General features: G+C 65.3%; 28 protein-coding genes, 3 tRNA genes and 1 other RNA gene. 20 read left to right on the top strand and 12 right to left on the bottom strand.

From position 1 onward, the window contains the following. From K7H93_RS15525 to K7H93_RS15515, 3 genes are all read right to left on the bottom strand, one after another. Complete coding sequence (locus K7H93_RS15525; protein ID WP_226663417.1) at window positions 1–156, bottom strand: YqaE/Pmp3 family membrane protein; 156 nt, start codon at window positions 154–156, stop codon at window positions 1–3. Window positions 157–251: 95 nt separating this feature from the next. Beyond that, the gene (locus tag K7H93_RS15520; protein ID WP_230784376.1) at window positions 252–1,754 is read right to left on the bottom strand and encodes a helicase HerA domain-containing protein; all 1,503 of its coding nucleotides are present in this window, start codon (window positions 1,752–1,754) and stop codon (window positions 252–254) included. Between the two features lie 175 nt (window positions 1,755–1,929). After that, window positions 1,930–2,006: transfer RNA gene (locus tag K7H93_RS15515), tRNA-Pro, on the bottom strand. A 129-nt stretch (window positions 2,007–2,135) separates the two neighbouring features. Between K7H93_RS15515 and thyA the strand changes: the two genes are divergently transcribed. From thyA to K7H93_RS15495, 4 genes are all read left to right on the top strand, one after another. Next, window positions 2,136–3,068 carry a thymidylate synthase gene (thyA, locus tag K7H93_RS15510; RefSeq protein ID WP_230784375.1) on the top strand — a complete coding sequence of 311 codons (933 nt, stop codon included), beginning with the start codon at window positions 2,136–2,138 and terminating at the stop codon, window positions 3,066–3,068. Window positions 3,069–3,177: 109 nt separating this feature from the next. Then, the gene (locus tag K7H93_RS15505; protein ID WP_230784374.1) at window positions 3,178–4,470 is read left to right on the top strand and encodes a 3-methyl-2-oxobutanoate dehydrogenase (2-methylpropanoyl-transferring) subunit alpha; all 1,293 of its coding nucleotides are present in this window, start codon (window positions 3,178–3,180) and stop codon (window positions 4,468–4,470) included. Then, window positions 4,470–5,534, top strand: coding sequence for an alpha-ketoacid dehydrogenase subunit beta (locus K7H93_RS15500; protein WP_010237723.1), 1,065 nt, complete (start codon window positions 4,470–4,472; stop codon window positions 5,532–5,534). The genes K7H93_RS15505 and K7H93_RS15500 overlap by 1 nt, the downstream gene beginning before the upstream one ends. Before the next feature lie 7 nt (window positions 5,535–5,541). Next, window positions 5,542–6,855, top strand: a complete 1,314-nt coding sequence (locus K7H93_RS15495) for a dihydrolipoamide acetyltransferase family protein (RefSeq protein ID WP_230784373.1) — start codon at window positions 5,542–5,544, stop codon at window positions 6,853–6,855. Here the strand turns inward: K7H93_RS15495 and K7H93_RS15490 are convergent, their stop codons facing one another. Then, the gene (locus K7H93_RS15490) at window positions 6,856–7,308 is read right to left on the bottom strand and encodes a hypothetical protein (protein WP_230784372.1); all 453 of its coding nucleotides are present in this window, start codon (window positions 7,306–7,308) and stop codon (window positions 6,856–6,858) included. 195 nt (window positions 7,309–7,503) lie between these two features. Here K7H93_RS15490 and K7H93_RS15485 point away from each other — a divergent pair. Together K7H93_RS15485 and K7H93_RS15480 are read left to right on the top strand one after the other, a co-directional pair. Further along, window positions 7,504–7,580 (top strand) — tRNA-Asp (locus tag K7H93_RS15485). 111 nt (window positions 7,581–7,691) lie between these two features. Further along, on the top strand, window positions 7,692–8,366 hold the full coding sequence (locus tag K7H93_RS15480) for a glutathione S-transferase family protein (protein ID WP_230784371.1): 675 nt from the start codon (window positions 7,692–7,694) through the stop codon (window positions 8,364–8,366). 3 nt (window positions 8,367–8,369) lie between these two features. Here the strand turns inward: K7H93_RS15480 and K7H93_RS15475 are convergent, their stop codons facing one another. The 6 genes from K7H93_RS15475 to K7H93_RS15450 form a co-directional block, all read right to left on the bottom strand. Then, the gene (locus tag K7H93_RS15475) at window positions 8,370–9,152 is read right to left on the bottom strand and encodes a DNA-formamidopyrimidine glycosylase family protein (protein WP_230784370.1); all 783 of its coding nucleotides are present in this window, start codon (window positions 9,150–9,152) and stop codon (window positions 8,370–8,372) included. A gap of 36 nt (window positions 9,153–9,188) precedes the next feature. After that, window positions 9,189–9,404 carry a DUF2842 domain-containing protein gene (locus tag K7H93_RS15470; protein ID WP_010237733.1) on the bottom strand — a complete coding sequence of 72 codons (216 nt, stop codon included), beginning with the start codon at window positions 9,402–9,404 and terminating at the stop codon, window positions 9,189–9,191. Continuing rightward, complete coding sequence (locus tag K7H93_RS15465) at window positions 9,401–9,985, bottom strand: 5-formyltetrahydrofolate cyclo-ligase (RefSeq protein ID WP_230784369.1); 585 nt, start codon at window positions 9,983–9,985, stop codon at window positions 9,401–9,403. Before K7H93_RS15465 ends, K7H93_RS15470 begins: the two co-directional genes overlap by 4 nt. A 59-nt stretch (window positions 9,986–10,044) precedes the next feature. Beyond that, window positions 10,045–10,213, bottom strand: a non-coding RNA gene (ssrS, locus tag K7H93_RS15460) — 6S RNA. Between the two features lie 10 nt (window positions 10,214–10,223). Then, complete coding sequence (locus tag K7H93_RS15455; protein WP_230784368.1) at window positions 10,224–10,796, bottom strand: cell division protein ZapA; 573 nt, start codon at window positions 10,794–10,796, stop codon at window positions 10,224–10,226. 10 nt (window positions 10,797–10,806) lie between these two features. Beyond that, the gene (locus K7H93_RS15450; RefSeq protein ID WP_010237741.1) at window positions 10,807–11,001 is read right to left on the bottom strand and encodes a hypothetical protein; all 195 of its coding nucleotides are present in this window, start codon (window positions 10,999–11,001) and stop codon (window positions 10,807–10,809) included. A 225-nt stretch (window positions 11,002–11,226) separates the two neighbouring features. On the opposite strand from K7H93_RS15450, the gene tkt reads away from it, so the two are divergent. The 6 genes from tkt (at window position 11,227) to K7H93_RS15420 (ending at window position 17,757) form a co-directional block, all read left to right on the top strand. Beyond that, the gene (gene tkt / locus K7H93_RS15445; protein ID WP_230784367.1) at window positions 11,227–13,218 is read left to right on the top strand and encodes a transketolase; all 1,992 of its coding nucleotides are present in this window, start codon (window positions 11,227–11,229) and stop codon (window positions 13,216–13,218) included. A gap of 19 nt (window positions 13,219–13,237) precedes the next feature. Beyond that, on the top strand, window positions 13,238–14,245 hold the full coding sequence (gap, locus tag K7H93_RS15440) for a type I glyceraldehyde-3-phosphate dehydrogenase (RefSeq protein WP_230784366.1): 1,008 nt from the start codon (window positions 13,238–13,240) through the stop codon (window positions 14,243–14,245). Window positions 14,246–14,417: 172 nt separating this feature from the next. After that, complete coding sequence (locus K7H93_RS15435; protein ID WP_230784365.1) at window positions 14,418–15,626, top strand: phosphoglycerate kinase; 1,209 nt, start codon at window positions 14,418–14,420, stop codon at window positions 15,624–15,626. Continuing rightward, window positions 15,623–16,084, top strand: a complete 462-nt coding sequence (locus K7H93_RS15430) for a PaaI family thioesterase (protein ID WP_230784364.1) — start codon at window positions 15,623–15,625, stop codon at window positions 16,082–16,084. The genes K7H93_RS15435 and K7H93_RS15430 overlap by 4 nt, the downstream gene beginning before the upstream one ends. 2 nt (window positions 16,085–16,086) lie before the next feature. Next, window positions 16,087–16,722 (top strand): 2OG-Fe(II) oxygenase family protein, encoded by a 636-nt coding sequence (locus tag K7H93_RS15425; protein WP_054524230.1) that lies wholly within the window; start codon window positions 16,087–16,089, stop codon window positions 16,720–16,722. A gap of 141 nt (window positions 16,723–16,863) precedes the next feature. Continuing rightward, window positions 16,864–17,757: a fructose bisphosphate aldolase gene (locus tag K7H93_RS15420; protein WP_230784363.1), complete on the top strand. Its 894-nt coding sequence runs from the start codon at window positions 16,864–16,866 to the stop codon at window positions 17,755–17,757. A 96-nt stretch (window positions 17,758–17,853) separates the two neighbouring features. Here K7H93_RS15420 and K7H93_RS15415 read toward each other — a convergent pair whose 3' ends face one another. Continuing rightward, window positions 17,854–18,270 (bottom strand): hypothetical protein, encoded by a 417-nt coding sequence (locus K7H93_RS15415; protein WP_230784362.1) that lies wholly within the window; start codon window positions 18,268–18,270, stop codon window positions 17,854–17,856. A gap of 111 nt (window positions 18,271–18,381) precedes the next feature. On the opposite strand from K7H93_RS15415, the gene thiE reads away from it, so the two are divergent. Together thiE and K7H93_RS15405 are read left to right on the top strand one after the other, a co-directional pair. Continuing rightward, a complete protein-coding gene (gene thiE / locus K7H93_RS15410; protein ID WP_054527495.1) occupies window positions 18,382–19,047 on the top strand; it encodes a thiamine phosphate synthase in 666 nt (221 codons plus the stop codon). A 40-nt stretch (window positions 19,048–19,087) separates the two neighbouring features. Then, window positions 19,088–19,819 carry a M23 family metallopeptidase gene (locus tag K7H93_RS15405; protein WP_230784361.1) on the top strand — a complete coding sequence of 244 codons (732 nt, stop codon included), beginning with the start codon at window positions 19,088–19,090 and terminating at the stop codon, window positions 19,817–19,819. Window positions 19,820–19,846: 27 nt separating this feature from the next. Here K7H93_RS15405 and K7H93_RS15400 read toward each other — a convergent pair whose 3' ends face one another. After that, entirely contained in the window at window positions 19,847–20,242 is a 396-nt protein-coding gene (locus K7H93_RS15400; RefSeq protein ID WP_230784360.1) for a hypothetical protein, read from the bottom strand. Between the two features lie 128 nt (window positions 20,243–20,370). On the opposite strand from K7H93_RS15400, the gene efp reads away from it, so the two are divergent. The 6 genes from efp (at window position 20,371) to K7H93_RS15370 (ending at window position 25,719) form a co-directional block, all read left to right on the top strand. Further along, on the top strand, window positions 20,371–20,934 hold the full coding sequence (gene efp / locus K7H93_RS15395; protein WP_010237765.1) for an elongation factor P: 564 nt from the start codon (window positions 20,371–20,373) through the stop codon (window positions 20,932–20,934). A gap of 2 nt (window positions 20,935–20,936) precedes the next feature. Further along, entirely contained in the window at window positions 20,937–21,335 is a 399-nt protein-coding gene (locus K7H93_RS15390; RefSeq protein ID WP_054524237.1) for a hypothetical protein, read from the top strand. Window positions 21,336–21,353: 18 nt separating this feature from the next. After that, on the top strand, window positions 21,354–22,172 hold the full coding sequence (locus K7H93_RS15385; protein WP_230784359.1) for an inositol monophosphatase family protein: 819 nt from the start codon (window positions 21,354–21,356) through the stop codon (window positions 22,170–22,172). Between the two features lie 36 nt (window positions 22,173–22,208). Next, window positions 22,209–22,293 (top strand) — tRNA-Leu (locus tag K7H93_RS15380). Between the two features lie 97 nt (window positions 22,294–22,390). Continuing rightward, entirely contained in the window at window positions 22,391–24,196 is a 1,806-nt protein-coding gene (locus tag K7H93_RS15375) for an SLC13 family permease (protein ID WP_230784358.1), read from the top strand. A 176-nt stretch (window positions 24,197–24,372) separates the two neighbouring features. Beyond that, window positions 24,373–25,719, top strand: a complete 1,347-nt coding sequence (locus K7H93_RS15370; RefSeq protein ID WP_230784357.1) for an amidohydrolase — start codon at window positions 24,373–24,375, stop codon at window positions 25,717–25,719. Window position 25,720 lies beyond the last annotated feature (1 nt).

The following is a 25,720-nucleotide window of genomic DNA, read 5'->3' as shown; positions in this document are numbered from 1 at the left end:
TTAGGCGTAGTTCACATAGAGCGAGTAGATCAGGCCGGGCACATAGAAGATGAGCGTCAGGATCAGGCTGATGAGAAACTGCGATCCGAGACCATGCTTGAGCGCGACGCCCAGCGGTGGAAGCAGGATGGTGGCGATGAGGATGATGATAGGCATGTAAGAAACTCTCCTTTGCCTGATCAACCGCGCCTGAACCTGCCTGTTCCGGGCGAATGTGCAGAATGGCCGCCTTGCAAAAAGAGCGGCTTAGCTCACGACGCGGCGGCCGCGTCCGCCAGATCTTCCAGACCGACCACGATGATCGTGCGCCCGCCGCCGAACTCTTCGCGCACCACGATCAGTCCCTGCCGCTCCATATGCTCCAGCAGGCGACGGATGCGGCTGGGCGAGGATGTGCCGTAGACGCGCGCAAGCTCGTCCTCGTCGGGCGCGGATGCACCCCTCGCGACCGACACCGCCAGCGCGAGATAGGGGGCGAGCACGTCTTCGGGGACAGCCTGAGACAGCTCCTCGATCGTTTCGCGCAGCTTTTCCGGCAGCTCGTGCAGGCCCGCGGCGGCGAAGGCGAACAGGCGGCGGAATTCGAGCATGTCGACATGCGCGCTGGGCACGCCCTGCTGGCGGCAGCGCTGCGCGAAATTGCGGAACAGCGCGGCGGAAGACTGGAAGGTCGCGCCTTCTTCCGCCGCCAGTTCCACGATGACCCGGGTGAGCGCGGCTTCCTTGTCCTGCGGTGCGGCTGGTGCCTGATCTTCGGGCGAGGATTCATCACTCGCGGTGTCTTCGCCAGTCTCGCTGCGCTGTGCCTGCTCGGCGGCGCGCGCGGTGATCGCCTGCTCCAGATCGGCGGCGGGTTTCGGCGGGGGAGGGGGCGGCGGTGCGGGCTTGGCGGCTTCCTCCGCCAGTTCGGAATGGAGCAGCGCCTCCAGATCCTCGCCCGAGGCCTGGGGCAACGGCATCAGACCTTCGGCGGCGTTCTTCCCGCCGGTGCGCACCTCGCCGATATGCACCGCGACCGGGCGGCGGCTGATCGCCGGGCCGAGGCCGAGGAAATGCCCGCGCTGCAGATCGCGGATGCGCTCCGCCTGCCGCCGGTCCATCCCCAGCAGATCGGCGGCGCGCTGCATATCGATGTCGAGGAAGGTGCGCCCCATCAGGAAGTTGGAGGCTTCCGCGGCAACGTTCTTGGCCAGCTTGGCGAGGCGCTGCGTCGCGACGATTCCCGCCAGACCGCGTTTGCGCCCCCGGCACATCAGGTTGGTCATCGCCGAAAGCGTCATGCGGCGCGTATCCTCGGCCAGCTCGCCCGCAGCGGCAGGGGCGAACATCTGCGCCTCGTCGACCACCACCAGCGCGGGATACCAATGCTCGCGCGGGGCATCGAACAGCGCGGTGAGGAACAGCGCGGCACAGCGAATCTGCTGTTCGACCTCCAGCTCGTCCAGCGCCAGCACGACCGAGACGCGGTGCTGGCGCACGCGCCCGGCGAGCGCCTCGATCTCACGCACCGAATGCGCCGCACCGTCGATCACGATATGGTCGAACGCATCGGCCAGGCTGGTGAAGTCGCCCTCAGGGTCGATCACCACCTGCTGGACGAGGCCGGCCGTCTGTTCGAGCAGGCGGCGCAGCAGGTGCGATTTGCCTGAACCCGAGTTGCCCTGGACGAGCAATCGCGTCGCGAGCAATTCCTCGACATCGACGCAAATGCCTTGCCCGGCCGAATCCGTGCCAATTTCGATCTGCGCTTTCATATGCATCACGAATAAGTGACCACCGGCACCGCGCAAAGGTGCAGCCGGCAGTTATCCCGCTCTGGTTTGCCGCGCGTGCTGTCGTACCTGCCGATACCGCAGGATTCCCGCTCGTTTCCCCAAGGGAGAGGAATACGGCGGGCTCATGCGGATTGTTATGCGAAATGGCGCAAATTGGTCGGGGAGAGAGGATTCGAACCTCCGGCCCCTGCCTCCCGAAGACAGTGCTCTACCAGGCTGAGCTACTCCCCGACCGATGCTTGCGGGGCGGACCCCGCGAGGCAGAGGCGGCCCTATAGGTGTGGATCACCGCACACGCAAGCGGACATTGCAGACAAGTTTGTCCTATCGCTGATCGCCGAAAGGATTAGGCCGATCACCGTGACCGAATCGCACTACGAACAGCAGTATCTCGACCTGATGGCGCGCATCTGGCGCACCGGCGACGAGCGGGTGGACCGCACCGGTATCGGCACGCGCTCGGTATTCGGCGCGCAGCTGCGGTGCAGCCTTGCGGAAAATGCCGTTCCGCTGCTCACCACCAAGCGGGTCTACTGGAAAACCGCCGCACGCGAGATGCTGTGGTTTCTGACGGGGGCGACCAATATTCGCCCGCTGGTGCTGCAGGGGGTGAAGATCTGGAACGAGTGGCCACACGCGCGCTACGTCAAAGAGACGGGCGACGACCTGCCGCTCGACGATTTCGTCCAGCGAATCGGCGATGACGAGAGCTTCGCCGCGCGCTGGGGCGATCTGGGCCCGGTCTATGGCAAGCAGTGGGTCGACTGGCCGACCTACCGCTATCGCCCAGATGGCCTGTACGAGAAGGGCGAGGGAATCGATCAGGTCAGCCAGGTGATCGAATCGCTGCGTACCAATCCGGGCAGCCGCCGCCACATCATCGAAGGATGGAACGTCGCCGAGCTGGACCGGATGGCGCTGCCGCCGTGCCACAAGACCTACCAGTTCCATGTCGGAGCGAATGGAACGCAACTCAACTGCCTGCTCTATCAGCGCAGCTGCGATGTCGCGCTGGGCCTGCCGTTCAACCTGTTCGGCGCGGCGCTGCTGACGCGGATGATCGCCCAGCAGACCGATCTGGAGCCGGGCGAACTGGTGTGGATGGGCGGGGACACGCACCTCTATCTCAATCACGCGCACCTGATCGAGGAACAGCTCGAACGGGAACCGCGCGGGGCCCCGAGGCTTGAGATTACAAGGCGTCCGCCGGGCATCTTCGACTACGCAATCGAGGATTTCTCGGTCAGCGGCTACGATCCCCATCCGCCGATCAAGGCACCGGTGGCGGTCTGAGCGGTCGCGGGGGAAGGTCTGGGCGCTTGACCCTTCGGGCCTTGCGCAATATCCGGTCGCCGATGTGAAAGATTGCGTCTCGGCAAACAGAGGCGCGGGAGAGAGACGCATGGCCGATCGGCCCGAGCGAACCGACAACAAGCCGCAGCTTTCGCTGCATATTCCTGAGCCCAACTATCGTCCCGGGGCGGACGAGGTGGACTTTTCCGCCATCGAAATCCCCGAGGCGGGTGCCCAGCCGCGCCCCGACGAGGCCTGCGACCCGACCGAAACCCACGGCCTGTGCACGGACCTGATCCGGGTGCTGGGCGAGGATAACCGGGCGCATGGTCCGTGGGACCCCAAGCTGGACCCCGATACCTTGCGCGAAATGCTGCACCACTTCTCGCTGGTGCGTGCGTTCGACGAGCGCATGTTTCGCGGGCAGCGGCAGGGCAAGACCAGCTTCTACATGAAGTGCACCGGGGAAGAGGCGACCAGCATCTCCACCTCGATGGCCTTGCAGTCCGACGACATGGTGTTCCCCAGCTATCGCCAGCAGGGCGTGCTGATCGCGCGCGGCTATCCGCTGATCGAGATGATCAACCAGATCTATTCGAACAGCGGCGACAAGCTGAAGGGCCGCCAGCTGCCGATCATGTATTCGAGCCGCGAGCACAGTTTCTTTAGCATCTCGGGCAACCTCGCCACGCAGGTTCCCCAGGCGGTCGGCTGGGCGATGGCGAGCGCGATCAAACACGACACGCGCATCGCCGCGACCTGGGTGGGCGAGGGGAGCACGGCGGAAGGCGACTTCCACGCCGCGTGCACCTTTGCCAGCGTGTATAACGCTCCGGTGATCCTCAACGTGATCAACAACCAGTGGGCGATTTCCAGCTTCTCCGGCTTTGCGGGCAGCGAGCGGGCGACCTTCGCCAGCCGCGCCATCGGCTATGGCCTCGCTGGGCTAAGGGTCGACGGCAATGATCCGCTCGCCTGCTATGCCGCGCAGCGCTGGGCGGCGAACCGCGCGCGCACCAATAGCGGGCCGACGCTGATCGAGTTCTTCACCTACCGCGCCGAGGGGCACTCCACCTCGGACGATCCCAGCGGCTATCGCAGCGCGCAGGAGCGCGATGCCTGGCCGCTCGGTGATCCTGTGGTGCGGCTCAAGAACCACCTCATCGAACTGGGCGAGTGGGACGAGGACCGGCAGGCCGAGATGGACCTGAAGGCAGCCGAAAAGGTCAAGGCCGACACCAAGGAAGCCGAGAAGAACGGCATCCTGGGCCACGGCATGCACCAGCCCTTCCACACCATGTTCGAAGATGTGTTCGAGGAAGAGCCCTGGCACCTCAAGGAACAGAACGCGCAGTCGCAGGCTGAACGCGACAAGAAATATCCGGACGGGGTGCCGCACTGATGAGCGAGACGAAAGAAAAGCCCAAGCAGGGCCGCGACGCGACCGGAGACGATCGCCGCCTCAATATGATCGAGGCGATCAACGACGCGCTCGACGTGGCGATGGGTCGCGACGACAACGTGGTCGTGTTCGGCGAGGATGCCGGCTATTTCGGCGGGGTGTTCCGCTGCACCGCAGGCTTGCAGGAAAAATACGGCAAGACGCGCGCGTTCGACACGCCGATCTCCGAATGCGGGATCATCGCCACGGCGATCGGGATGGGGGCCTATGGCCTGCGCCCGGTCCCCGAGATCCAGTTCGCCGACTATATCTACCCCGGCTACGACCAGATCATCAGCGAGGCGGCGCGCCTGCGCTATCGCAGCGCGGGTGAATTCAGCGCGCCGATCACGATCCGGTCGCCCTTCGGTGGCGGCATCTTCGGCGGACAGACGCACAGCCAGAGCCCCGAATCGCTGTTCACCCACGCATCGGGCATCAAGACGGTCATCCCGGCGACGCCCTACGACGCGAAGGGCCTGCTGATCGCCGCGATCGAGGACAATGATCCGGTCATCTTCTTCGAGCCCAAGCGAATCTATAACGGCCCGTTCGACGGCTTCTTCGACCGTCCGGTGAAGAACTGGAAGTCGCACCCCGACAGCGTCGTGCCCGAGGGGCATTATGCAATTCCGCTGGGCAAGGCGCGCCTCGTGACCGAGGGCGAGCAACTTACCGTGCTGACCTACGGCACCATGGTCCACGTCGCCAAGGCGGTGATGGAGGAGAAGGGCGTCGAAGCCGACATCCTCGACCTGCGCACGCTGGTCCCCCTCGACATCGAGGCTGTGGAAAAGTCTGTGAAGAAGACGGGGAAATGCCTCATCATTCACGAGGCGACCCGCACCTCCGGCTTCGGTGCGGAGCTTTCCGCGCTGGTGCAGGAACGCTGCTTCTATCATCTCGAAGCTCCGATCGAACGCGTGACCGGCTTCGACACGCCCTATCCCCACAGTCTCGAATGGGCCTACTTCCCCGGCCCGGTGCGCATCGGCGCGGCCCTCGACAAGCTTCTGAGCGAGTAACACCGACATGGCGAAATTCACCTTCAACCTGCCCGACATCGGCGAAGGCATCGCCGAGGCGGAGATCGTCGCTTGGCACGTCAGCGTTGGCGACATGGTCGAGGAAGACCAGCAGATCGCCGACATGATGACCGACAAAGCGACCGTCGAAATGGAAAGCCCGGTCGCGGGCAAGATTATCGAAGTCGCGGGCGAGGTGGGCGACACCATCGCGATCGGATCGATGCTGGTCACGATCGAAGTCGAGGGCGAAATCCCGGACGATGTCGCGGAAGAAAACGCCGCTGCCGCCGATGCAGAGCCCGCTCCGGCCCCCGCGCCGAAGGACGACGAGGTCGAAAAGCGGATCGAGGTCGAGAACCCCGACGCGAGCGATGCGGACGACGCGCATGAAGCCGATCCCGAGCCTGCGCCCAAGCAGCCGGTCGAAAAGAGCGCGCCCGCAGCAGCCGAAACCAAGGTTCTCGCCAGCCCGGCGGTGCGCAAGCGTGCCAAGGATCTGGGGATCGATCTCGCGCAGGTAAAACCGGCCGAGGATGGCCGGATCCGCCACGGCGATCTCGACCAGTTCCTCGCCTATTCGGGCGGCTATTCGCCCGCGACCGGCCCGCGTTCGGACGAGACCGTCAAGGTCATCGGGATGCGCCGCCGAATCGCCCAGAACATGAGCGCGTCGAAGCGCAACATCCCGCACTTCACCTATGTGGACGAGGTCGATGTGACCGACCTCGAAGCGATGCGCGCGCAGCTCAACGAAAATCGCGGCGATCGGCCCAAGCTGACGATCCTGCCGCTGCTGATCACCGCGATCTGCCAGTGCATGCCCGAATTCCCGATGATCAACGCCACTTACGACGACGAAGAAGGCGTCGTGACGCGGCATGGATCGGTCAATATGGGCATGGCGGCGCAGACCGATGCCGGGCTGATGGTGCCGGTGATCAAGGACGCGCAGAGCCAGAACCTGTGGCAGCTCGCGCGCGAGATCGGCCGCCTGGCCGAGGCTGCTCGCACGGGCAAGGCCAAGTCGGACGAGATGCAGGGCGGCACGCTGACCGTCACCTCGCTCGGCCCCCTTGGCGGGATCGCGACGACGCCGGTTATCAACCGGCCCGAGGTTGCGATCATCGGCCCGAACAAGATCGTAGAGCGTCCGATGTTTGTGAAGGGTGCCGATGGTGTCGAGCGGGTCGAGAAGCGCCTGCTTATGAACATCTCGATCAGCTGCGATCACCGAGTGGTCGATGGCTGGGATGCGGCGAGCTTCATTCAGGCGCTCAAGCGTCGGCTCGAAGCGCCCGCGACCATTCTCGCGAACTGATCAGCGGACCACCGCGCTGTAGGTAAGCACGCCGCGTCCCCTCGCGGCGCGCGGGTTGGCGACATCCCAGCGCACATGGGTCACGTCGGCGGAGGTCGCCTTGCGTCCATCGACACGCAAGGTCTCCAGCGCGCCCCAAGTGCGCCCTCCGTCGACCGATACCTGCGGCGCATCGCCGCCGCTGGCGCGGAAGGCGAGGGTGCGGGGCACCCTGCTCGAAATGGTGAAGGGTCTGTCGTGCGGCGTGCTCCACGCGAGCATCAGCACCACCGTGTCCCCACGCTCCAGCGTGTCGGCAGGGGCGAGAATGCGCTGCGTGCGTCCACCCTGCTCCTGAGAGCGCTCCACGAACACCTCGCGGTCGATCTCGACCAGCGATTGGGCAGAGGCGATGGTGGCGGCGCACAGCGCCACGCACAGGGCCACACTTCCGGTTAGCATTCCGATACGCATGAAACGGCTCCCCATGCCGATTTTCAGGGCTCTGGGGGTGCTCGCAGAGAAAGCTCAAAATGCGGTTAAAACGCTCCTAACCATCTTTTCTCGACAGATGTGAAAAAGGGGTGCGCGAATCGATTGACACCCTGCGAATGCTGGCCTAATCGCGCCCCTCCCACGCAGCGGAGACACTCTCTCCCACGTGTTTGCGCGGGTGTAGCTCAGTTGGTTAGAGCGCCGGCCTGTCACGCCGGAGGTCGCGGGTTCGAGTCCCGTCACTCGCGCCATTTCCTTTCTCATGGAATGGTGCATCGCCCCCCGATTTCGGGCACGGGCCGCTTGCGCCCATACGCGCCATTGGGCACCTGACAGGCAATCGACCGTCAGGAGACCCGGCCATGATCACGCTGCACCACCTCGAATATTCGCAAAGCTTCCGCATCCTCTGGCTGCTGGAGGAAATCGGCGCGCCGTATGAGCTGAAGGTCTACAAGCGCGATGCCGAAACGCGCCTTGCGTCGGCCGAGTACAAGGCGCTCTCTCCGCTCGGCACCGCGCCGGTCATCACCGACGAGAACGGGCTTGTGCTGGCCGAGAGCAACGCGGTGATCGACTACATTCTTGATATGCATCCCGAGAGCCCACTGCGCCCTGCGCCGGGCGAGGCAGCCCGCGTGGATTACCTGTTCTGGTTCCACGCAGGGGTGGGCAGCCTGATGCCGATGCAGTTCTTCAACGGCCTGCTGACGATGATGAAGGCGCGCAGCCCCGCGCTGGTCCGCTCGGTCATCGGCCTCGCGACCGACAAGGTCCGCGAAATGCTGGTCGCGCCGCGCCTGAAGGTGATCTTCGACAAGCTGGAGAGCGATCTGGGGCGCAACACCTGGCTGGCGGGCGATCGCCTGACCGCAGCGGACATCTCCATGTGCTATTCGATCGCCTCCGCCGACGCACAGGGCAAGCTGGAGGGACGGCCCAACTGTCAGCGCTGGATGAAGCAGATGCGTGAGACGCCATCCTTCCAGCGCGCGATGGAGAAGGACGGGCGCGAGACGTTTGTGTTCAGCTTCTAGGCGCTATTCCTGGTGGCGGGTGCAGTGATAGGCGCTGCGCCCGCCCACCTTGGTCCTGACGATCTCGCCGCCGCATTGCGGGCATTCGGCACCTTCGTTGCGGGTATGGATCAGCCAATCGTCGGGCAGCTTGCTGTAGTCCGCTTCCGTATCGACCACCGCGCGCAGGATGTCGCGCATCGCGTCATAGATGTCGCCTAGCTGGCTCTCGGAGAGATCGGTGCCCTTGCGCTGCGGATCGATCCCGGTGCGGTACAGGATCTCGTCCGACCACAGGTTGCCCACTCCGGCCAGCTTCTTCTGCTCGATCAGCGCGGATTTGATCGCGCCGCGCGATGTGCCGATCACCTCCGCGAAGGCGTCCCTCCCGATCTCCAGCGCATCCGGGCCGAAGCCGATCCGCTCGATCTCGGCCTCCGGACTATCGACCACGCGCACCCAGCCGAGCTTGCGCGGGCAGCGGAAGGCGAGGCGGCGCTCGCCTTCGAAGCGGATCAGGAATTTTGCATAATCGGGCGGGCCATCCGCCTCGTCGAACGGGCGCAGCGATCCGGTCATGCCGAGGTGGACGCAGATCCACGGGCCGCTTTCGCTGCCAGCGAAGATCAGCTTGCCATGGCGGTGGGTGCGGGTGAACTGGTGGCCGACCAGCCGGGCGCGCTCGTTATCGCCGGGCAGTTCGATATAGCTGGTGTCATCGCCCGGCTCCGCCGCCTCGATTGTGCGGTGGAGGCAGTCGCGCTCCACACGCAGACGATTGGCTTCGGCTTCGGGCAGTTCGGGCATGAACGCAGAACGGCGTCCGCGCTCAGGCGGTTCCGGTCAGTTGCGCCGGCCGCTTTCCATCCAGATCAGGAAGCGCTTGAGCGGCAGCAGCCAGATCAGCCCCAGCACGAGGTAGATAACGGTCTGGAAGACGACGTGCCAGCCGCCGATCAGGCCGGGCATGTAGCGTGCGATCAGGATCGCATAGACCGACAGGCCTGCAAGCAGGATCAGCATGCCCACCGGGATGCGCCAATTGGGTTCGTGGCTCATGCGGCCATCTCGTACACGCGTTGCGGGGTGACGACCATGTGCAGTTTGCGGTCATGCTCCTCCATTGGAACGCGATCGACCTTCTGCGCATCCCAGGCGAGCCCGATCCGCAGCGCGTCAGGGTTCGCGGCAATCCAGCGGTCGTAATATCCGCCGCCCTGGCCCAGCCTGCCGCCATCCTCGTCGAAGGCGAGCAGGGGGACGAACACCACGTCGGGCACCAGCAGCGCGGCATCTTCGCCCGGCTGCATCAAATCGTGAGGGCCCGCTTCCAGATCGCTTTCTCCCAGCGGATCGCTATGCGCGGCGAACTGCATCGCCCCGTCTTCGCCCGAGAGGCGGGGGAGGGCGATCGGGTGGCCGTTCTCCATGAAATACTGCGCATAGCGCGCGGCGGGCGCTTCGGACCCTTCCGCGCGGTACACGCCGATCGTCGCGCCTTCGGGAATGCGCGCCAGCACTGGCGCGGGCGGGCGCGAGAACACCAGCGTGCGCACCGCCTCGGGCAGCGCGGCGGCGGCGGCCTTGCGCGCGGCACGCATATCCTTGCGAAGCTGCGATTTGATCGTGGCGTGATCCATTAAATGCTTCGCTATTCTGACAATGACGAAAATGGGAATTGGTACTCGACCGATGGAGTGGCGGAACCACCATGGGTCGGTGCCTGGGAAATCCTCTGACGCAAAAGGTCAGGTGGGTGCCGTATACCCCGGTCCCACAGCCGAACTGGTGGACCAGGACAGGGACAGCTCCCTAGGATAAACTTATAGCCTCAGGGATGTTCTACGGCTCGTGCCGGGCAGTCCCGCCGACCCCTATCTAGGCGTTCGCGGGGCCACCCTCAAGCTTGTCTGCGCAGGATTCGAGCAGGCCTGCGAAACGCTCCAGCGCGGGCAGCAGCTCTTCCCCGGCCGAACGGAACGATCCGCCGGTCAGCGGCAGCTCCTGCATCTGCGCGTCTTCCAGCCTGTGCTGCAGGTCGGCGCAGCGTTTCTCCAGCGTGGCGATCCGTTCTGCCTGAGCGCTGGCCTCCGCATTGCTGCGGCTATCCGCCTCTTCGCGTGCCGCACGCAGATCGCGCTCTAGCCGCCCGCGCGCGTCGGTAGCCGATGACAGCGCGGTCTCCAGCAGATCGCGTTCGCGCTCCACTTCGTCGAGCCGTTCGCGCAGCTGCGCCAGCTCCGGATCTTCGCCCGGCGACACGCCCGCCTTGTCGAACACTTCGTCCGCCGCCAGCAGGCAGGCGAATAGCAGGTTTTGCGAGAAGCGCGGGCTGCGCGGCTGATAATGGCCGTCGATCGCTTCGGCGAGCGAACGCACGCGCGCCTCGTCCCCCGGCCCGCAGGAGATCGGGAATTCGCGTCCGCCAATCGTGATTTCCACCGTGCTCACGCGAATCGTCTCACTGTTCCAGTTCGCCGATGACCCGGTCCAGCCGGTCGAGCTCTGCGCGCACCTTGCTGCGCATCGCCTCGTGCCGGTCGGCCAGGTCATGCGTGGGTTTGCTCCCACTCGCGGCGGCATCGGCTGCCGCGCCGATCCGCGCCAGCGCCCGCTCGATCCGCTGGATCGTCTGTTCGAGCCGTCGGTCCCTCATCTGCAAAGCTGTAATCGCCTGCGGCCATATCCCCAAGAGCGCGCTCGAATTTTTTGGACAGTTTGCGCATCGCGGCACCGGCAGGCGCGCCCTTCTACGCAAGCGGCAGAGGGCAGGGGGCGGGCATCTGCGCCGCCGCCCGCCTTGACCTTCGCGCCCCGCGCGGCGAAGGCATCCCGGCAAACGAATCGCGGCCCGGACGCGCCGCGCAGGAGTAAACCCCGCATGAGTCTCGACCCCGCCCGCATGATCCCGATGGCCAATGCCATCCGGGCCCTTTCCATGGACGCGGTGCAGAAAGCGCAGAGCGGTCACCCCGGCATGCCGATGGGCATGGCCGACGTGGCGACCGTGTTGTGGTCCAACTATCTCAAGTATGATTCGGCCGCGCCGCATTGGGCGGATCGCGACCGTTTCGTGCTGAGCGCTGGCCATGGATCGATGCTGATCTATTCGCTGCTCCACCTGTCGGGCTACGCGCATCCGACGATGGAGGAGATCGAGAATTTCCGCCAGCTGGGCAGCCCGACTGCGGGCCACCCCGAAAACTTCCTGCTGCCGGGCGTCGAATGCACCACCGGCCCGCTGGGGCAGGGCCTTGCGATGGCCGTCGGCATGGCAATGGCCGAGCGGCATCTCAATGCCGAATTCGGTGACGAGCTGGTCGACCACCGGACCTGGGTGATCGCGGGCGACGGTTGCCTGATGGAAGGCATCAATCACGAGGCGATCGGACTTGCCGGGCACCTCAACCTCAGCCGCTTGGTCGTGTTCTGGGACGACAACCAGATCACCATCGACGGCAGTACCGATCTTTCCACCAGCGAAAACGTGCGCGCCAGGTTCGAGGCGACCGGATGGTTCGTCAATGCGTGCGATGGCCACGACTATGCCGACATCGCCCGCGCGATCGACGAAGCGATGGAGGCGGGACGCCCCGCACTGATCGCCTGTCGCACGATGATCGGTCGCGGCGCACCCAACAAGCAGGGCACGGCGGCGACCCACGGCGCCCCGCTCGGCGCGGAAGAAGTCGCTGCGGCGCGCGAAGAGCTCAACTGGCAGGCCGCGCCGTTCGAAATTCCCGATCAGGTGCGCCAGGAATGGCGTTCTGCCGGATCGCGCGGACACGAGACCCGCAGCGAGTGGGGCACCCGGCTCGACAAGAGCGAGCGCAAGGCGGAGTTCCAACGCCGGATGGCGGGCGATCTGCCCGAAGGCTTCGACCTCAGCGAGTTCATCACCGGCCTGATCCGCGAGCCGGCCAAGGTCGCGACCCGCAAGGCGAGCGAGAATGTGCTGGCGGTGATCAATTCCAAGCTGCCCGAAACCATCGGCGGCTCGGCCGACCTTACAGGCTCGAACAACACCAAGACCGCCGGGCAGGAGATTTTCTCCGCCGACGATCGCTCCGGCCGCTACGTCTATTACGGGATTCGCGAATTCGGCATGTCCGCCGCGATGAACGGCATGGCGCTGCATGGCGGGGTGATCCCCTATGGCGGCACCTTCCTGGTGTTCAGCGATTACTGCCGCCCCGCGATCCGCCTGTCCGCGCTGCAGCAGGCGCGGGTTATCTACGTGATGACGCATGATTCGATCGGGCTGGGCGAAGACGGCCCGACCCACCAGCCGGTCGAGCATCTGCAATCGCTGCGGGTGATCCCCAACCTGCTGGTGATGCGCCCGGGCGATGCGGTCGAGACGGCGGAATGCTGGGAAATCGCGCTTCAGCAGAAGAAGCGCCCGACCGTGCTCGCGCTGTCGCGGCAGGGGCTGGCACAGTTCCGGACCGAGGCAGCGGAAGAGAACCGCTCGGCGCGCGGTGCCTACCGGATCAAGGATGCCGAGGCGGATCGCCGGGTGATCCTGATTGCCACGGGCTCGGAAGTCGGCCTCGCGCTTGAATGCGCTAAAGACCTAGAGGCGCGCGGCATTGGTGCGGACGTTGTTTCCATGCCCTGTTCCGAATTGTTCGACGAACAGAGCCCGGCCTATCGCGACAACATCCTCCCCAATGTCGGGCCCGAAGAGATTCTGCGGGTCAGCATCGAGGCAGGCACCACCTTTGGGTGGGAACGCTACACGATGGCGAACGGGTTGCGGATCGGCATCGACAGTTTCGGCACCTCGGCCCCGGCTGAGGACGCGTTCGAGAAGTTCGGTTTCACCAGCGAGGCGATTATCCGCAAGGTCGTCGCCAAGCTCGAAGAGTAGATCAGGAGTACACGACATCATGGCGACCAAGGTTGCAATCAACGGTTTCGGGCGCATCGGGCGGCTTGTCGCGCGCGCGATTCTGGAGCGGACCGATCACGACCTCGAACTGGTGGCGATCAACGATCTGGCCGATGCGAGCGCGAACGCGCTGCTGTTCCAGTACGATTCGACCCATGGTCGATTCCCCGGCTCGGTCGATGTCGACGGCAATGCGCTGGTCGTGAACGGCAAGAAGATCGCCGTCACCAGCGAGCGTGAGCCGGGCAAGCTGCCGCACGGCGAGATGGGCGTGGACATCGTGCTCGAATGCACCGGGTTCTTCCAGTCGGTCGACGCCGCCAAGCCCCACCTCGACGCCGGTGCCAAGCGCGTGCTGATCTCCGCCCCCGCCAAGGGCGACCTGAAGACCGTGGTCTTCGGTGTGAACCATGATGTGCTGACCGCAGACGACCTTATCGTTTCCAACGCCAGCTGCACCACCAACTGCCTCGCGCCCGTCGCCAAGGTTCTGAACGACCTCGTCGGGATCGAGCGTGGCTTCATGACCACGATCCACTCCTACACCAACGACCAGCGGATGCTCGACCAGATGCATTCCGACATGCGGCGTGCCCGCGGCGGGGCGCAGAACATGATCCCGACCACCACCGGCGCTGCCCGCGCGGTCGGCCTGGTCCTGCCCGAGCTGAATGGCAAGCTGGACGGTTCGTCGGTCCGCGTGCCGACGCCCAACGTCTCGCTGATCGACCTGGTCTTCACCCCGGGCCGCGACACTACGGCGGAAGAGCTGAACGAAGCGCTCAAGGCTGCTGCGGAAGGCCCGATGAAGGGCGTGCTCGACTTCACCGACAAGCCGCTGGTCAGCAGCGACTTCAACCACCAGCCCGCCAGCTCGACGGTCGACAGCCTCGAAACCGCGGTGCTCGAAGGCAAGCTCGCCCGCGTGGTCAGCTGGTACGACAACGAATGGGGCTTCTCCAACCGGATGATCGACACCGCCGGCGTGATGGCGAAGCTGATCTAAGGTCGGCGCATCCTTCTCCCGATGGGAGAAGGACAGCGCAGCTTGTCGCGAACGCGACTAGCGAAGCTTGGATGAGGGTATCGGGCGCCGAGACCCTCACCCAACTCCGCCTAGCGAGCATACTCGCAAGGCTCCGTATCCCTCTCCCACGGGGAGAGGAAAGGATGTTACATTGGCCAACTTCAAAACCCTCGACGATCTGCCTGCCGATCTTTCCGGCAAGGTCGCGCTGGTGCGCGTCGATCTCAACCTGCCGATGAAGGATGGCTCGGCCACCGACGTGACCCGGGTCGAGGCGGTCAGGCCGACCATCCTCGAACTGTGCGATCGCGGGGCGAAAGTGCTGCTGCTCGCCCATTTCGGGCGGCCCAAGGGAGAGCGCAACTCGACCATGAGCACCAGCTACGTCCAGGGTGACGTGGCCGATGTGCTGGGCAAGGAACTGATGTTCATCTCCGAGGTCTCCGGCCCCACGGTCGATCAGTCGATCGGCATCCTGCGCAATGGCGACATCGGCTTGCTGGAAAACACCCGCTTCTGGGCGGGTGAGGAAGCCAACGACCCCGATTTCGCCAAGGCAATCGCCGCGCACGGCGATTTCTACGTCAACGACGCCTTCTCCGCCGCGCACCGCGCGCATGCCAGCACCGAAGGCCTCGCCCATCTGCTGCCCGCTTTTGCCGGCCGCGCGATGGAGGCCGAGTTGAAGGCGCTGGATGCGGCGCTCGGCAACCCGGAAACACCGGTTGCGGCGGTTGTGGGCGGCGCCAAGGTGTCGACCAAGCTCGACGTGCTCGAAAACCTCGTCGGCAAGGTCCAGCACCTGATTATCGGCGGCGGGATGGCCAACACCTTCCTCGCCGCGCGCGGGGCCGATGTCGGCAAGTCGCTGTGCGAGCACGATCTGGTCGACAAGGCCAACGCGATCATGGACGAGGCGGACCATGCGGGCTGCACCGTACATCTGCCCTATGACGTGGTCGTCGCCACCGAATTCGCCGCCAACCCGCCGTCCCTGCGCACCAGCAACGTGCATGAGGTCGCCGCCGACGAGATGATCCTCGACATCGGCCCGCAGGCGACCGAGGCGCTGGCCGACGTTCTCAAGACCTGTAAGACGCTGGTGTGGAACGGCCCGCTGGGCGCGTTCGAGACCGAGCCGTTCGACCAGGCGACAGTCAGCCTGGCGCGCACCGCCGCCGCGCTGACCAAGGAAGGATCGCTGGTCTCCGTCGCGGGCGGGGGCGACACGGTTGCCGCACTGAACGTCGCCGGCGTGGCCGACGATTTCTCCTATGTTTCCACCGCCGGGGGCGCGTTCCTCGAATGGATGGAAGGCAAGACGCTGCCCGGCGTTGCGGCACTGAAGGCTTCCAAATGAGCGAAAATCAGGGAGTGGGCGAGAGCGGCAACGGCCTCGTCGATGTGCACGAAGGTGAGTTCGCGGGCTGGCAGGTGTGGCAGTCCGACGCGTTCGAGCAGCGCGCCGGGCCGTTCTACGAGCGGCGGCAGGACGACGGCACCATGCTGACCGCGTTTCGCGCGGAAGCCCGCCACATGAACGGTGCGGGCTTCATGCATGGCGGCTGCATGATGACCTTCGCCGATTCCGCCATCTTCACCATCGCGCGCGACGCAATGGGCGACAGCCACGGCGTGACGCTCACGCTGACCGGCGATTTCCTCGATCCGGCACGCGAAGGTCAACTGATCGAGGCGACCGGCGAGGTCGTGCGCGCAGGCGGCAAGACGATCTTCGTCGCCGGAATCGTGAAGGCGGACGGCAACCCAGTGCTGCGCTTCGACGGGATCATCCGCAAGGTGCGCGGGCAGCGCTAGCGATGTCGCAAGCGCGCTCGCTGTTCGCCACGCCTTTTGTGGTCGACCGGTTGCAGAGCGCGGAAGGGCTTCGCCTGCTGAGCGAGGCGATCGAGGCCGAGCGGTTGCGCGATCCGGCAGGGATGCAGATTTCCAACGTCGGCGGCTGGCATTCCAACACCGGAATGCTGGAATGGGGTGGGGAGGCGGCGCGTGCGCTTGCCTACAAGGCGATGACGATGGCGGACCAGTTCACCGTCGATGCGCGCAGCCCCCAGCAGAACCGTTTCGAATGGGTGCCGGAGATGTGGGCCAATGTCAGCGGCAAGGGCCACGCCAATCAGTATCACGCCCATCCCGGCAGCTATTGGTCGGCCGTCGCCTATGTGGATGATGGCTACGACGGTTCCGAGGAGGCGACGCTTGGCGGTGAGCTTCAGTTGCTCGATCCGCGAATGCCGATGATCCGCATGACCGCCCCCGATCTGTTTCTGACCGACGGGCAGGGCAGCGGCCAGCCCAACGAATATCTCCATCGGCCATCTACGGGCGAGATCGTGCTGTTTCCCAGTTGGTTGCAACATGCGGTGCGTCCGTTCCACGGTTCCGGCACCCGCATCTCGATCGCGATCAACCTGATTGCGGCACGCAAGGGCTAGTCGTGGTCCGCCTCGGCGGCATGTGCCTTCCTCGTCTGACGATTCGATCGGCTGTTTGCGAGCGCCCACGGCTTGCGAGCCCGGTTCGGGCTGGCTAAGCGCCTTGCAACGCATACGAATGTGAGGAAGGCGAACTCTCCCATGAATTTCGAACAGATGAAGGCGAAGATCGCAGCGGGCGACGGATTTATCGCGGCGCTGGATCAGTCGGGCGGTTCCACGCCCAAGGCGCTTGCCGGGTACGGCGTCGGCGAAGACGAGTATTCAGGCGAAGACGAGATGTTCGCCAAGATCCACGAAATGCGCTGCCGCATCGTGGAAAGCCCGGCCTTTACCGGTGACAAGGTGGTTGGCGCGATCCTGTTCGAAAAGACCATGGAAGGCTGCAACCCGGAAGGCATGCCGATCCCCGAACGGCTTGCGGGCAAGGGCATCGTCCCCTTCCTGAAGGTCGACAAGGGGATGCACGATACCGAAAACGGCGTGCAGCTGATGAAGGACATGCCCGAGCTGGCGCAGCAGTGCGCGCGGGCGAAGGAACTGGGCGTGTTCGGCACCAAGATGCGCTCCGTCGTGCACGAGGCGAACCAGCAGGGCATCGCCGATGCCGTCCGCCAGCAGATGGATTTCGGCCTCGAAATCCTGAGCCATGGCCTGGTCCCGATCCTCGAACCCGAAGTCAGCCTGAAGTCGGAAACGCGCGGCACTGCCGAAGCGCACCTTCTCGCCGCGTTCCTCGATCAGCTGGAGCGGGTGCCCGAAGGGCAGCAGGTCATGCTCAAGCTGACCATCCCGAGCGAGCCGAACCTGTACCTGCCGCTGGTCGAGCACCCCAAGGTGCTGCGCCTGGTCGCGCTGTCGGGCGGTTATGAGCGGGACGAAGCCTGCCGCGAACTGGCCAAGAACCGCGGCATGATCGCCAGCTTCAGCCGTGCGCTGCTGGAAGAGCTGCGCGCGCAGATGGACGATCAGAAGTTCAACAACGCGCTCGAAACCGCGATCGACGAAATCTACGCCGCGAGCGTGGCAGGCTAACGATCCTCCCCGAAAAGGGGAGGGGGACCACGAAGTGGTAGAGGGGCACCCGCTGAGGCTCAGTGCCGAGGCGGGTTTGCCCTTTAGCCGGTATCCCTAACCGCCGTCGAACGCGAAGCGGTACTCGGCCGATTTGACTTGCGAATCGGCCCGCTGTTCGGGCGTCACCGAAACCAGCGTTACGGTGACGCCGCGCACGGTGTGCGGCTCACCCAGGGTCAGCGGCTGCGTCTGGCGCCAGCCGGGCCCGTCGATCCGCGTTTCCACGACCACCCGGCCGGCCTGAATGCACTGCACGCGCTGCGGGCAACGGCTGTCTTCGGTCACGCGCATCGGCGTCACCACAACTGTGCGGCCCAGCTGGACCGGCTGCAGCAGCGGCACCACGCTGCCCTGCTGCGCCACCTCGCGCGGCGAATCGACCACCGGTCCGGCGTTTGGGACGACCGCACAGGCGGCCAGTGACAAGATCGCTCCGGGCAGGAGCGTGGCGAGCAGGAGGGGCTTTTTCATCATCCTTGCGGCTCTAGCGCGCAGCTCGCTTGCGAATAGCTGAATGGCCCTGCGGCAAGATCGGCTGCAAAAGATCGACTGGCGGGCTCGCGAGCGCTAGGTGCGGCGGTCATGAGTACCAGCAATCCCGCGATCCCGCACATTCCGACCCAGCTTTACCTGATCTCCCCGCTCGACGTGGGCGGCGATTTTCCCGAGCGGCTTGCCCGCGCGATCGACGCCGGGCCCGACCACGTCACCGCGTTCCAGTTCCGGGTGAAGGGCTTCGAAGGCTCGGCCGGCCAGCACGAGGCGGCGGCGCTGGCCGCACCCTTGCGCGAGATCTGTGCCGAGCGCGAGGTCGCCTTCATCGTCAACGACGACATTGCGCTGGCCAAGCGGCTCAAGGCCGATGGCGTCCACCTCGGGCAGGACGACGGCACCGTGGCCGAGGCTCGCGATGCGCTGGGCATGCAGGCGCAGATCGGCGTCACCTGCCACGCCAGCCGCCATCTGGCGATGGAAGCGGGCGAGGCGGGGGCGGATTACGTCGCCTTCGGCGCGTTCTATCCCAGCACCACCAAGGACAAGGGCGATGCCGAGCGGCCCGAGCCCGAAATCCTCGAATGGTGGTCGCAGATATTCGAGCTTCCCAGCGTCGCGATCGGTGGAATTACGCCGGATAACTGCGCGCCGCTGATCGCCGCGGGGGCGGATTTCCTCGCGGTATCGGGTGCGGTGTGGAACGGTGACGAGGTTGCCGCCGTTAAAGCCTTCGTAAAGGCGATAGAGGGGTAGCCGAATGATCGACGGGCTTAGATCTGCTAAACGCAAGGCCATGGGCACCGTTGATCGCATCGTCACCATCCTCGTCACCGCGACGATCACCTCGATGGTGTGGATCGTGGCGGGCGGCAGCCTGATCGAGATGTCCGGTGCGGACAGTCAGAGTGACAAGACCCGCCCGGGCGCTTCGGCGAGCGAGGCGGCCCGTCCGCTGACGCAGGAAACCGTGGCTGCGGAGGAGGGGGACGAGGATAGCGCGCCCCAGGCCTCCACCGCGCAGCGCGCGCGCAACGTCGCGTCGAACGATCGCGCCACCGCGACCCGCCCGCAGATGCGGCAATTGTCGCAGATGGTGATCCCCGTGCTCAACGTGAGGCCGGACGAGCTGTCCGACAGCTTCCTGGCGGAGCGTGACGGAGGAGAGCGGTTTCACGAGGCGATCGACATCATGGCACCCAAGGGCACCTCGGTCATCGCCGCCGCGCCGGGCACGATCGAGCGGATCTATCAGTCCGAAACCGGCGGCAATTCGCTCTACGTGCGCTCGCCGGACCGCGAGACGATCTTTTACTACGCGCACCTCGATCAATATGCGCCGGGGCTGAAGGAAGGGCAGAAGGTCCGCCGGGGCCAGCGCCTCGGCACAGTGGGCACGACGGGCAATGCCGCGCCCGATGCACCGCACCTGCACTTTGCGATCATGCGCACCACCCAGGATGCCGAATGGTGGGAGCCGACCAACGCGATCAATCCTTATCCCTATCTGACGGGCGAGGATCGCTGAACCGGTCGAGGCCTGCGGGGGCGTATATTATCGGGGAGGGGAGGTCAGCACGCAGCGCATTGGGCCCAGTTCGCCTTTCTCGTCGCGCTCGCGCAGGATCCGCTGGCCAGAGCGTTCCAGCATCATTCCCTTGAGTGGACCGCGGGTAAAGGTGAGGTGGGTGCCGCGCAGCAGGTAGACCCCGCGTTCCCCGCTGGCCTCGTAACTGGAGGCGTTGAGGATCGTGAAATCCCGGCCCGGAATGCGGTGCCACGCAGCGCCGCCGGCATCGCCGGGAAGAGTGCATTCGTATTTGCCCAGCGGCAAGGTATCGATCGGCCCGGCCTGCGCCATCAGCGGCGTGGCAGCGAGCGCGAGAGCGAGCGATGGGCCGAGTGCGGGTACGGCACGAAGCGCGCGGGTGAAGCAAGAAGTCCTGTCCATGTGCGGCCATATAGCGTTGCTTGCCTTGCCTGACCATGAGTGCTCGGCTAAGGCGCGCGCTTTGCAGCTGCGGCGCTGGTTTCGGCCCCGATCGGCAGCCCCCGTTTCGCTAAACCCAAGGTATCCCCATGAAGATCAGCGGCGTCGATATTCGTCCCGGCAATATCATCGAATATGAAGGCGGCATCTGGAAGGTCGCCAAGATCCAGCACACCCAGCCCGGCAAGGGCGGTGCCTACATGCAGGTCGAGATGAAGAACCTGCAGGATGGCCGCAAGACCAACGTGCGCTTCCGCAGCGCCGACACGGTCGAGAAGGTCCGCCTCGACACCAAGGACTACCAGTTCCTGTACGAGGATGGCGACCAGCTGGTGTTCATGGACACCGATACCTACGAGCAGATCAACCTGCCGAGCGACCTGCTCGGCGATGCGCGCCCGTTCCTGCAGGACGGGATGACGGTGACGCTGGAGCTGTGGGAAGAAAAGCCGATCTCGGTCGCGCTGCCCGAACAGGTCGAGGCACAGATCGTCGAAGCCGATGCGGTGGTGAAGGGGCAGACCGCCTCGTCCAGCTACAAGCCCGCGATCCTTGACAACGGCGTGCGCATCATGGTCCCGCCGCATATCGAAAGCGGCACGCGGATCATCGTCGACGTGTACGAACAGACTTATGTCGGAAAGGCTGGCTGATCATGCCGTTCAAGAATAGCATCATCCTCGCCGCGAGCCTCGGCCTCGCCGCTGCGCCCGTCGCCGCGCAGACCGCGCCCGAAGCGCCTGCACCGGTTACGGAGCAGGAACAGCAGACCATGTCGCGCGCGGGCACCATCTTCAGCCTGTTCGCCAAGGCGATGGACCTGGAAAATATCGCGGAAGATGAAAAGGACGCCCTGATCGGGTGCCTCTATTCCAACACGCTCAAGACGATCAGCGAGGCGACCGGCAAGGCGCTGGCCGAAAATCCGCAGATCGATGCCAGCGACCCGACCAATGTCTATCTGGTCGCGGCGATCGTGTGCGGCGCGCGTGAAGCGGGTGCTCCGTCGGCCGACGCTCCGGCTGCGGCTCCTGCCGAACCTGCAACGCGCTAGGACGGGCCAAGACACGACATGGCAGCAATCACCGGCCTCATCCGCGTAATGGAACGTGCCGCACGCCGCGCGGGCAACCGCCTGCGCCGCGACTTCGGCGAGATCGAACACCTCCAGGTCAGCCGCAAGGGCCCGGCCGATTTCGTCAGCAAGGCGGACATGCGGGCCGAACGCTCGCTGTACGACGACCTGTTGCAGGCGCGCCCGGGCTGGGGCTTCCTGCTGGAGGAAGCGGGCGAGATCAAAGGCGAGGATGGCCAGCCGCGCTGGGTCATCGACCCGCTCGATGGCACGAGCAATTTCCTTCACGGCATCCCGCATTTCGCAATCTCGATCGCGGTGCAGGAGCGCAAGCTGGATGGATCGGGCTGGGGCGATGTCACCGCCGCGGTGATCTATCAGCCGATTACCGATGAAACCTTCTGGGCGGAAAAGACGCGCGGCGCATGGCTGCACGACGGCCGCCTGCGGGTCTCCTCGCGCGCTCGCCTGAACGAAGCGCTGATCGCGACCGGCATGCCGTTTCAGGGCCACGGCAATATTGCCGAATGGAGCCGGATTTACGGTGCGCTCGGCCCCGAAGTCGCCGGCATCCGCCGCTTCGGCGCCGCCTCGCTCGACCTCGCATGGGTTGCCGCAGGGCGCTTCGACGGGTTCTGGGAAAGCGACCTGCAACCGTGGGATACCGCCGCAGGCTGCCTGCTGGTGCGCGAGGCGGGCGGCTTCGTGACCGATTATCGCGGGCGTAGCCAGCCGGTCCATCACGAACAGGTGCTGGCCGGCAATGACGGCCTGCATTCGAAGATGCACAAGGTCGTCGCCAACGCCTTGCGTTAGGCTGCGGCCTCGCCTTATGGGTCGGTCAGACCCAGTGCCCCTGTGGTGGAATTGGTAGACGCGCTCGACTCAAAATCGAGTTCCTTACGGAGTGCCCGTTCGAGTCGGGCCAGGGGCACCACATTTTATCGCTCGCAATCATCGGTGCATGATCGCACGCGATATGCGCGTCCCCGATTGCCTAGCAGGGCCTCGCCCCGCTATCGCAGGGTTCAGCAATGCTAGAAGCCCCTTCCTTTCACGCGATTGCCGCGATGGTGGTCACGATCGCGATGTTCATCGGCTTTGCGCGCAGCAGGCCGTCGACCGAGATCGTCTCGCTGATGACCATCGCGGTGATCGCGGTGTTCCTTTACTTCTTCCCGCTGCCCGACACGCGCCCGACCGACGGCCTGTCGCTCGCCTTCTCGGGCTTCGGCCATTACGCACTGATCACGATCTGCGCGCTGATGATCATGGGCCGGGGGCTGGTGGTGACCGGCGCGCTGGAGCCTGCGGCGCATCTGCTTGAGCGGCTGTTCAAGTGGAACCTGCAGATCGGGCTGCTGGTCTCGCTGGTGGCGGCGATGGCGCTGTCGATGGCGGTCAATGATACGCCCGTTCTGGTCCTGCTGTTGCCGATCTTCGTCAGCCTCGCCGCACGCGGCGCGATGCCTGCCTCCAAGACGCTGATCCCGCTCAACGCGGCGGTCCTGATCGGCGGGATGGCGACGACCATCGGCACGTCGACCAATATCCTGGTCGTCTCCATCGCAAGCGATCTGGGGATGCCGGAAATGAGCGTGTTCCATTACACGCCGATCGTGCTGGTCGCTGCGGCCGTCGCGCTGCCCTATCTGTGGCTGGTGATGCCTCGGCTGCTGGGGGACAACCGTCAGGAAGACACGCGCCCCCGCCGCCATTTCCAGGCGCGGCTGAGAGTGAGCGAGGATGGCCCGCTGACCGGAGAGCCCCTGTCCGACATCCTGCCGCGCCTGCCCGACAGCGTGACCGTGCACGATGCGCCTGACGGCAAGCTGCAGCCGCAACAGCGCCTGCTGATCTCCGGCCCGCAGGAAGCGGTGGAAGAGGCGATGCGCACGCTGCGCGGCGAGGCGGCGCCCGACTGGGTGCTTTCGAAGATCAAGCGCAAGGCGAGCGCGCAGAACGAGGACGTGATCGTCGTCGAGATGGCGATCACCGCAGATTCGCGCCTGATCGGGCGCACGCTGCCCAGCTCCGGCGTGGCCGATCTTTATGGGGTTGCCGTGCTCGGCGTGCATCGTCCCGAACGCTGGACGGGCATGACCGACGAATTCAGCGATTATTCCGCCGGCGACATGCGCTTTGCCGAAGGCGACGTGCTGATGGTAACCGGCCTGCGCGCGGACCTGGAAGAATTCGCACGGGGCGACAGCCTGCTGATGCTGGAAGGGATGCGCGAACTGCCGCGCCGGTCCAAGGCGGTGCTCTCCGCAGTGATCATGTTCGGGGCGGTGTTCACCGCCTCGATCGGCCTGTTCCCGATCGCGATCTCCGCGCTGGCGGGCGCGATCCTGATGTTCCTGACCGGCTGCGTGAAATTCGACCGGGTCGGGCGCGCGCTGTCCGCCAAGGTCATCGTGCTGGTCGCGGCGAGCATCGCGGTGGGCTCCATCGTCGAGGCGAGCGGCGCGGCCGCGTGGCTGGGCATGGCGCTGTCGCTGGGCCTGTCATCGCTGCCCCCCGCGCTGGTGCTGGGCGCGATCATGCTGTTCGTGACCACGCTGACTAATTTCGCCTCCAACGCGACGGCCGCCACGGTCGGCACGCCGATCGCGTTCAGCATCGCGACCGAGCTGGGCCTGCCGCCCGAACCGCTGGTGCTGGCGGTGCTGTTCGGCTGCAACCTGTGTTACGCGACCCCGATCGCCTATCAGACCAACATGCTGATCATGGGCGAAGGCTCATACGAGTTCTCGGATTACATCCGCACCGGCGTGCCGCTGGTGCTGCTGATGGTGACGACGCTCTCCGTCCTGCTGGTGCTGACCTATCGCCTCTAGCATTTCCTACCCCCTGCAAATCTGCGATGGGTCAGTTATGATAGTGCGCGCAGCCAGCCATTCATCGACCGGATCGATCAAAGGGCGGCTACATATCGACTGGAATTGAACGCCTGGACTGTGTGTCAGGTGTGTCAGGTGTGTCAGGCAAATCGGGGCAAAGGGGAGTACGGGGTATGCACAGGCAGATTCGGACAACGCGCGCGGCACTGATGGCGGCGGGCGCGCTGCTGTGCTCCACCGCCGCTTTCGCGCAGGATGATGGCCTGCGCGCGGGCGTGCAGGAAGACATGCCCGAGCTGATGGAGCTCTACCGCGATCTCCACGCCAATCCCGAACTCAGCTTCGAAGAAGACGAAACTGCTGCCAAGCTCGCCGCACGGATGCGCAAGCTGGGCTTCGAAGTGACCGAAGGTGTCGGCAAGACCGGCGTGGTCGCGGTGATGGAGAATGGTGAAGGGCCGACCGTGCTCATCCGCGCGGACATGGACGGCCTGCCGGTGGTCGAACAGACCGGGCTGCCGTTTGCCTCCACCGTCAAGGCGACGCCCGCGACCGGCGTGGAAACCGGCGTGATGCACGCCTGCGGGCATGACACGCATATGACCGCGTGGATCGGCGCAGCGCAGCAGCTGGTGGACCATAAGGACGAATGGAGCGGCACGCTGGTGATGATCCTGCAACCCGCCGAAGAGGTGGGCGAGGGCGCGCTGGCGATGCTGGAAGACGGGCTGTTCACCCGCTTCCCCAAGCCCGACTACGCAATCGCCTTCCACGATGCCGCGCAGTTCCCCGCCGGGACGATCGGCTATTCGCCGGGCTATGCGCTGGCCAATGTCGACAGTGTGGACATCACGGTGAAGGGCGTCGGCGGACACGGTGCCTATCCGCAATCGACCAAGGACCCGGTCGTGCTGGCGAGTTCGATCGTGATGAAGCTGCAAACGCTGGTCAGTCGCGAGCTGTCTCCGCTGGAGCCGGGTGTGGTCACCGTGGGCAGCTTCCGCGCCGGGTCCAAGCACAACATCATTTCCGACGAGGCGAAGCTGCAGCTGACCGTGCGCAGCTACACTGACGAGGCGCGCAAGCTGCTGCTCGACGGGATTGCCCGGATCGCGCGGGGCGAGGCGATTGCGGCGGGTATTGCGGAGGATCAGCTGCCGGTGGTGACCGTGGCCGATCCCTACACGCCCTCGACCTTCAACGATCCCGAGTTCACCGAAACCGTGATGAGCGGCTTTCGCACCCGCTTCGGCGAAGAGCGGGTGATGCAGGTGCCCAGCGTGATGGGTGGCGAGGATTTCAGCCAGTACCGCCGGGCCGACCCCGATGGCGTCGAATCGCTGATCTTCTGGATCGGCGGGGTGCCCGAGGACGAGTGGCAGGCGGCGCAGGCTGGGGAGGGCACGCTGCCCTCGCTCCACAGCCCGTTCTGGGCGCCCGATGCCGAGAAGGTGATCGAGACCGGGGCGGAGGCGCTGGCCGCCGCCGCGATCGACCTGATGCCCGCCAAGGGCGGCTGAG

The organism is Citromicrobium bathyomarinum (assembly GCF_021021475.1).
Classification (GTDB): domain Bacteria; phylum Pseudomonadota; class Alphaproteobacteria; order Sphingomonadales; family Sphingomonadaceae; genus Alteriqipengyuania; species Alteriqipengyuania bathyomarina.
The sequence above is the reverse complement of the archived record's forward strand: the minus strand, read 5'-3'. Positions and strand labels throughout refer to the sequence as shown.

Excerpts from the sequence above, each read along its gene's own strand:
- K7H93_RS15450 (WP_010237741.1), bottom strand. The coding sequence starts at position 11,001 with ATGAGGGACCGACGGCTCGAACAGACGATCCAGCGGATCGAGCGGGCG.
- K7H93_RS15425 (WP_054524230.1), top strand. The coding sequence starts at position 16,087 with ATGTCGCAAGCGCGCTCGCTGTTCGCCACGCCTTTTGTGGTCGACCGG.
- K7H93_RS15495 (WP_230784373.1), top strand. The coding sequence starts at position 5,542 with ATGGCGAAATTCACCTTCAACCTGCCCGACATCGGCGAAGGCATCGCC.
- K7H93_RS15390 (WP_054524237.1), top strand. The coding sequence starts at position 20,937 with ATGCCGTTCAAGAATAGCATCATCCTCGCCGCGAGCCTCGGCCTCGCC.
- K7H93_RS15465 (WP_230784369.1), bottom strand. The coding sequence starts at position 9,985 with ATGGATCACGCCACGATCAAATCGCAGCTTCGCAAGGATATGCGTGCC.
- K7H93_RS15470 (WP_010237733.1), bottom strand. The coding sequence starts at position 9,404 with ATGAGCCACGAACCCAATTGGCGCATCCCGGTGGGCATGCTGATCCTG.
- K7H93_RS15415 (WP_230784362.1), bottom strand. The coding sequence starts at position 18,270 with ATGAAAAAGCCCCTCCTGCTCGCCACGCTCCTGCCCGGAGCGATCTTG.
- K7H93_RS15490 (WP_230784372.1), bottom strand. The coding sequence starts at position 7,308 with ATGCGTATCGGAATGCTAACCGGAAGTGTGGCCCTGTGCGTGGCGCTG.
- K7H93_RS15520 (WP_230784376.1), bottom strand. The coding sequence starts at position 1,754 with ATGAAAGCGCAGATCGAAATTGGCACGGATTCGGCCGGGCAAGGCATT.
- K7H93_RS15525 (WP_226663417.1), bottom strand. The coding sequence starts at position 156 with ATGCCTATCATCATCCTCATCGCCACCATCCTGCTTCCACCGCTGGGC.
- K7H93_RS15420 (WP_230784363.1), top strand. The coding sequence starts at position 16,864 with ATGAATTTCGAACAGATGAAGGCGAAGATCGCAGCGGGCGACGGATTT.
- K7H93_RS15385 (WP_230784359.1), top strand. The coding sequence starts at position 21,354 with ATGGCAGCAATCACCGGCCTCATCCGCGTAATGGAACGTGCCGCACGC.
- K7H93_RS15375 (WP_230784358.1), top strand. The coding sequence starts at position 22,391 with ATGCTAGAAGCCCCTTCCTTTCACGCGATTGCCGCGATGGTGGTCACG.
- gap (WP_230784366.1), top strand. The coding sequence starts at position 13,238 with ATGGCGACCAAGGTTGCAATCAACGGTTTCGGGCGCATCGGGCGGCTT.
- K7H93_RS15370 (WP_230784357.1), top strand. The coding sequence starts at position 24,373 with ATGCACAGGCAGATTCGGACAACGCGCGCGGCACTGATGGCGGCGGGC.
- K7H93_RS15405 (WP_230784361.1), top strand. The coding sequence starts at position 19,088 with ATGGGCACCGTTGATCGCATCGTCACCATCCTCGTCACCGCGACGATC.
- thiE (WP_054527495.1), top strand. The coding sequence starts at position 18,382 with ATGAGTACCAGCAATCCCGCGATCCCGCACATTCCGACCCAGCTTTAC.
- K7H93_RS15400 (WP_230784360.1), bottom strand. The coding sequence starts at position 20,242 with ATGGACAGGACTTCTTGCTTCACCCGCGCGCTTCGTGCCGTACCCGCA.
- K7H93_RS15500 (WP_010237723.1), top strand. The coding sequence starts at position 4,470 with ATGAGCGAGACGAAAGAAAAGCCCAAGCAGGGCCGCGACGCGACCGGA.
- K7H93_RS15480 (WP_230784371.1), top strand. The coding sequence starts at position 7,692 with ATGATCACGCTGCACCACCTCGAATATTCGCAAAGCTTCCGCATCCTC.
- K7H93_RS15430 (WP_230784364.1), top strand. The coding sequence starts at position 15,623 with ATGAGCGAAAATCAGGGAGTGGGCGAGAGCGGCAACGGCCTCGTCGAT.
- efp (WP_010237765.1), top strand. The coding sequence starts at position 20,371 with ATGAAGATCAGCGGCGTCGATATTCGTCCCGGCAATATCATCGAATAT.
- K7H93_RS15475 (WP_230784370.1), bottom strand. The coding sequence starts at position 9,152 with ATGCCCGAACTGCCCGAAGCCGAAGCCAATCGTCTGCGTGTGGAGCGC.
- K7H93_RS15505 (WP_230784374.1), top strand. The coding sequence starts at position 3,178 with ATGGCCGATCGGCCCGAGCGAACCGACAACAAGCCGCAGCTTTCGCTG.
- tkt (WP_230784367.1), top strand. The coding sequence starts at position 11,227 with ATGAGTCTCGACCCCGCCCGCATGATCCCGATGGCCAATGCCATCCGG.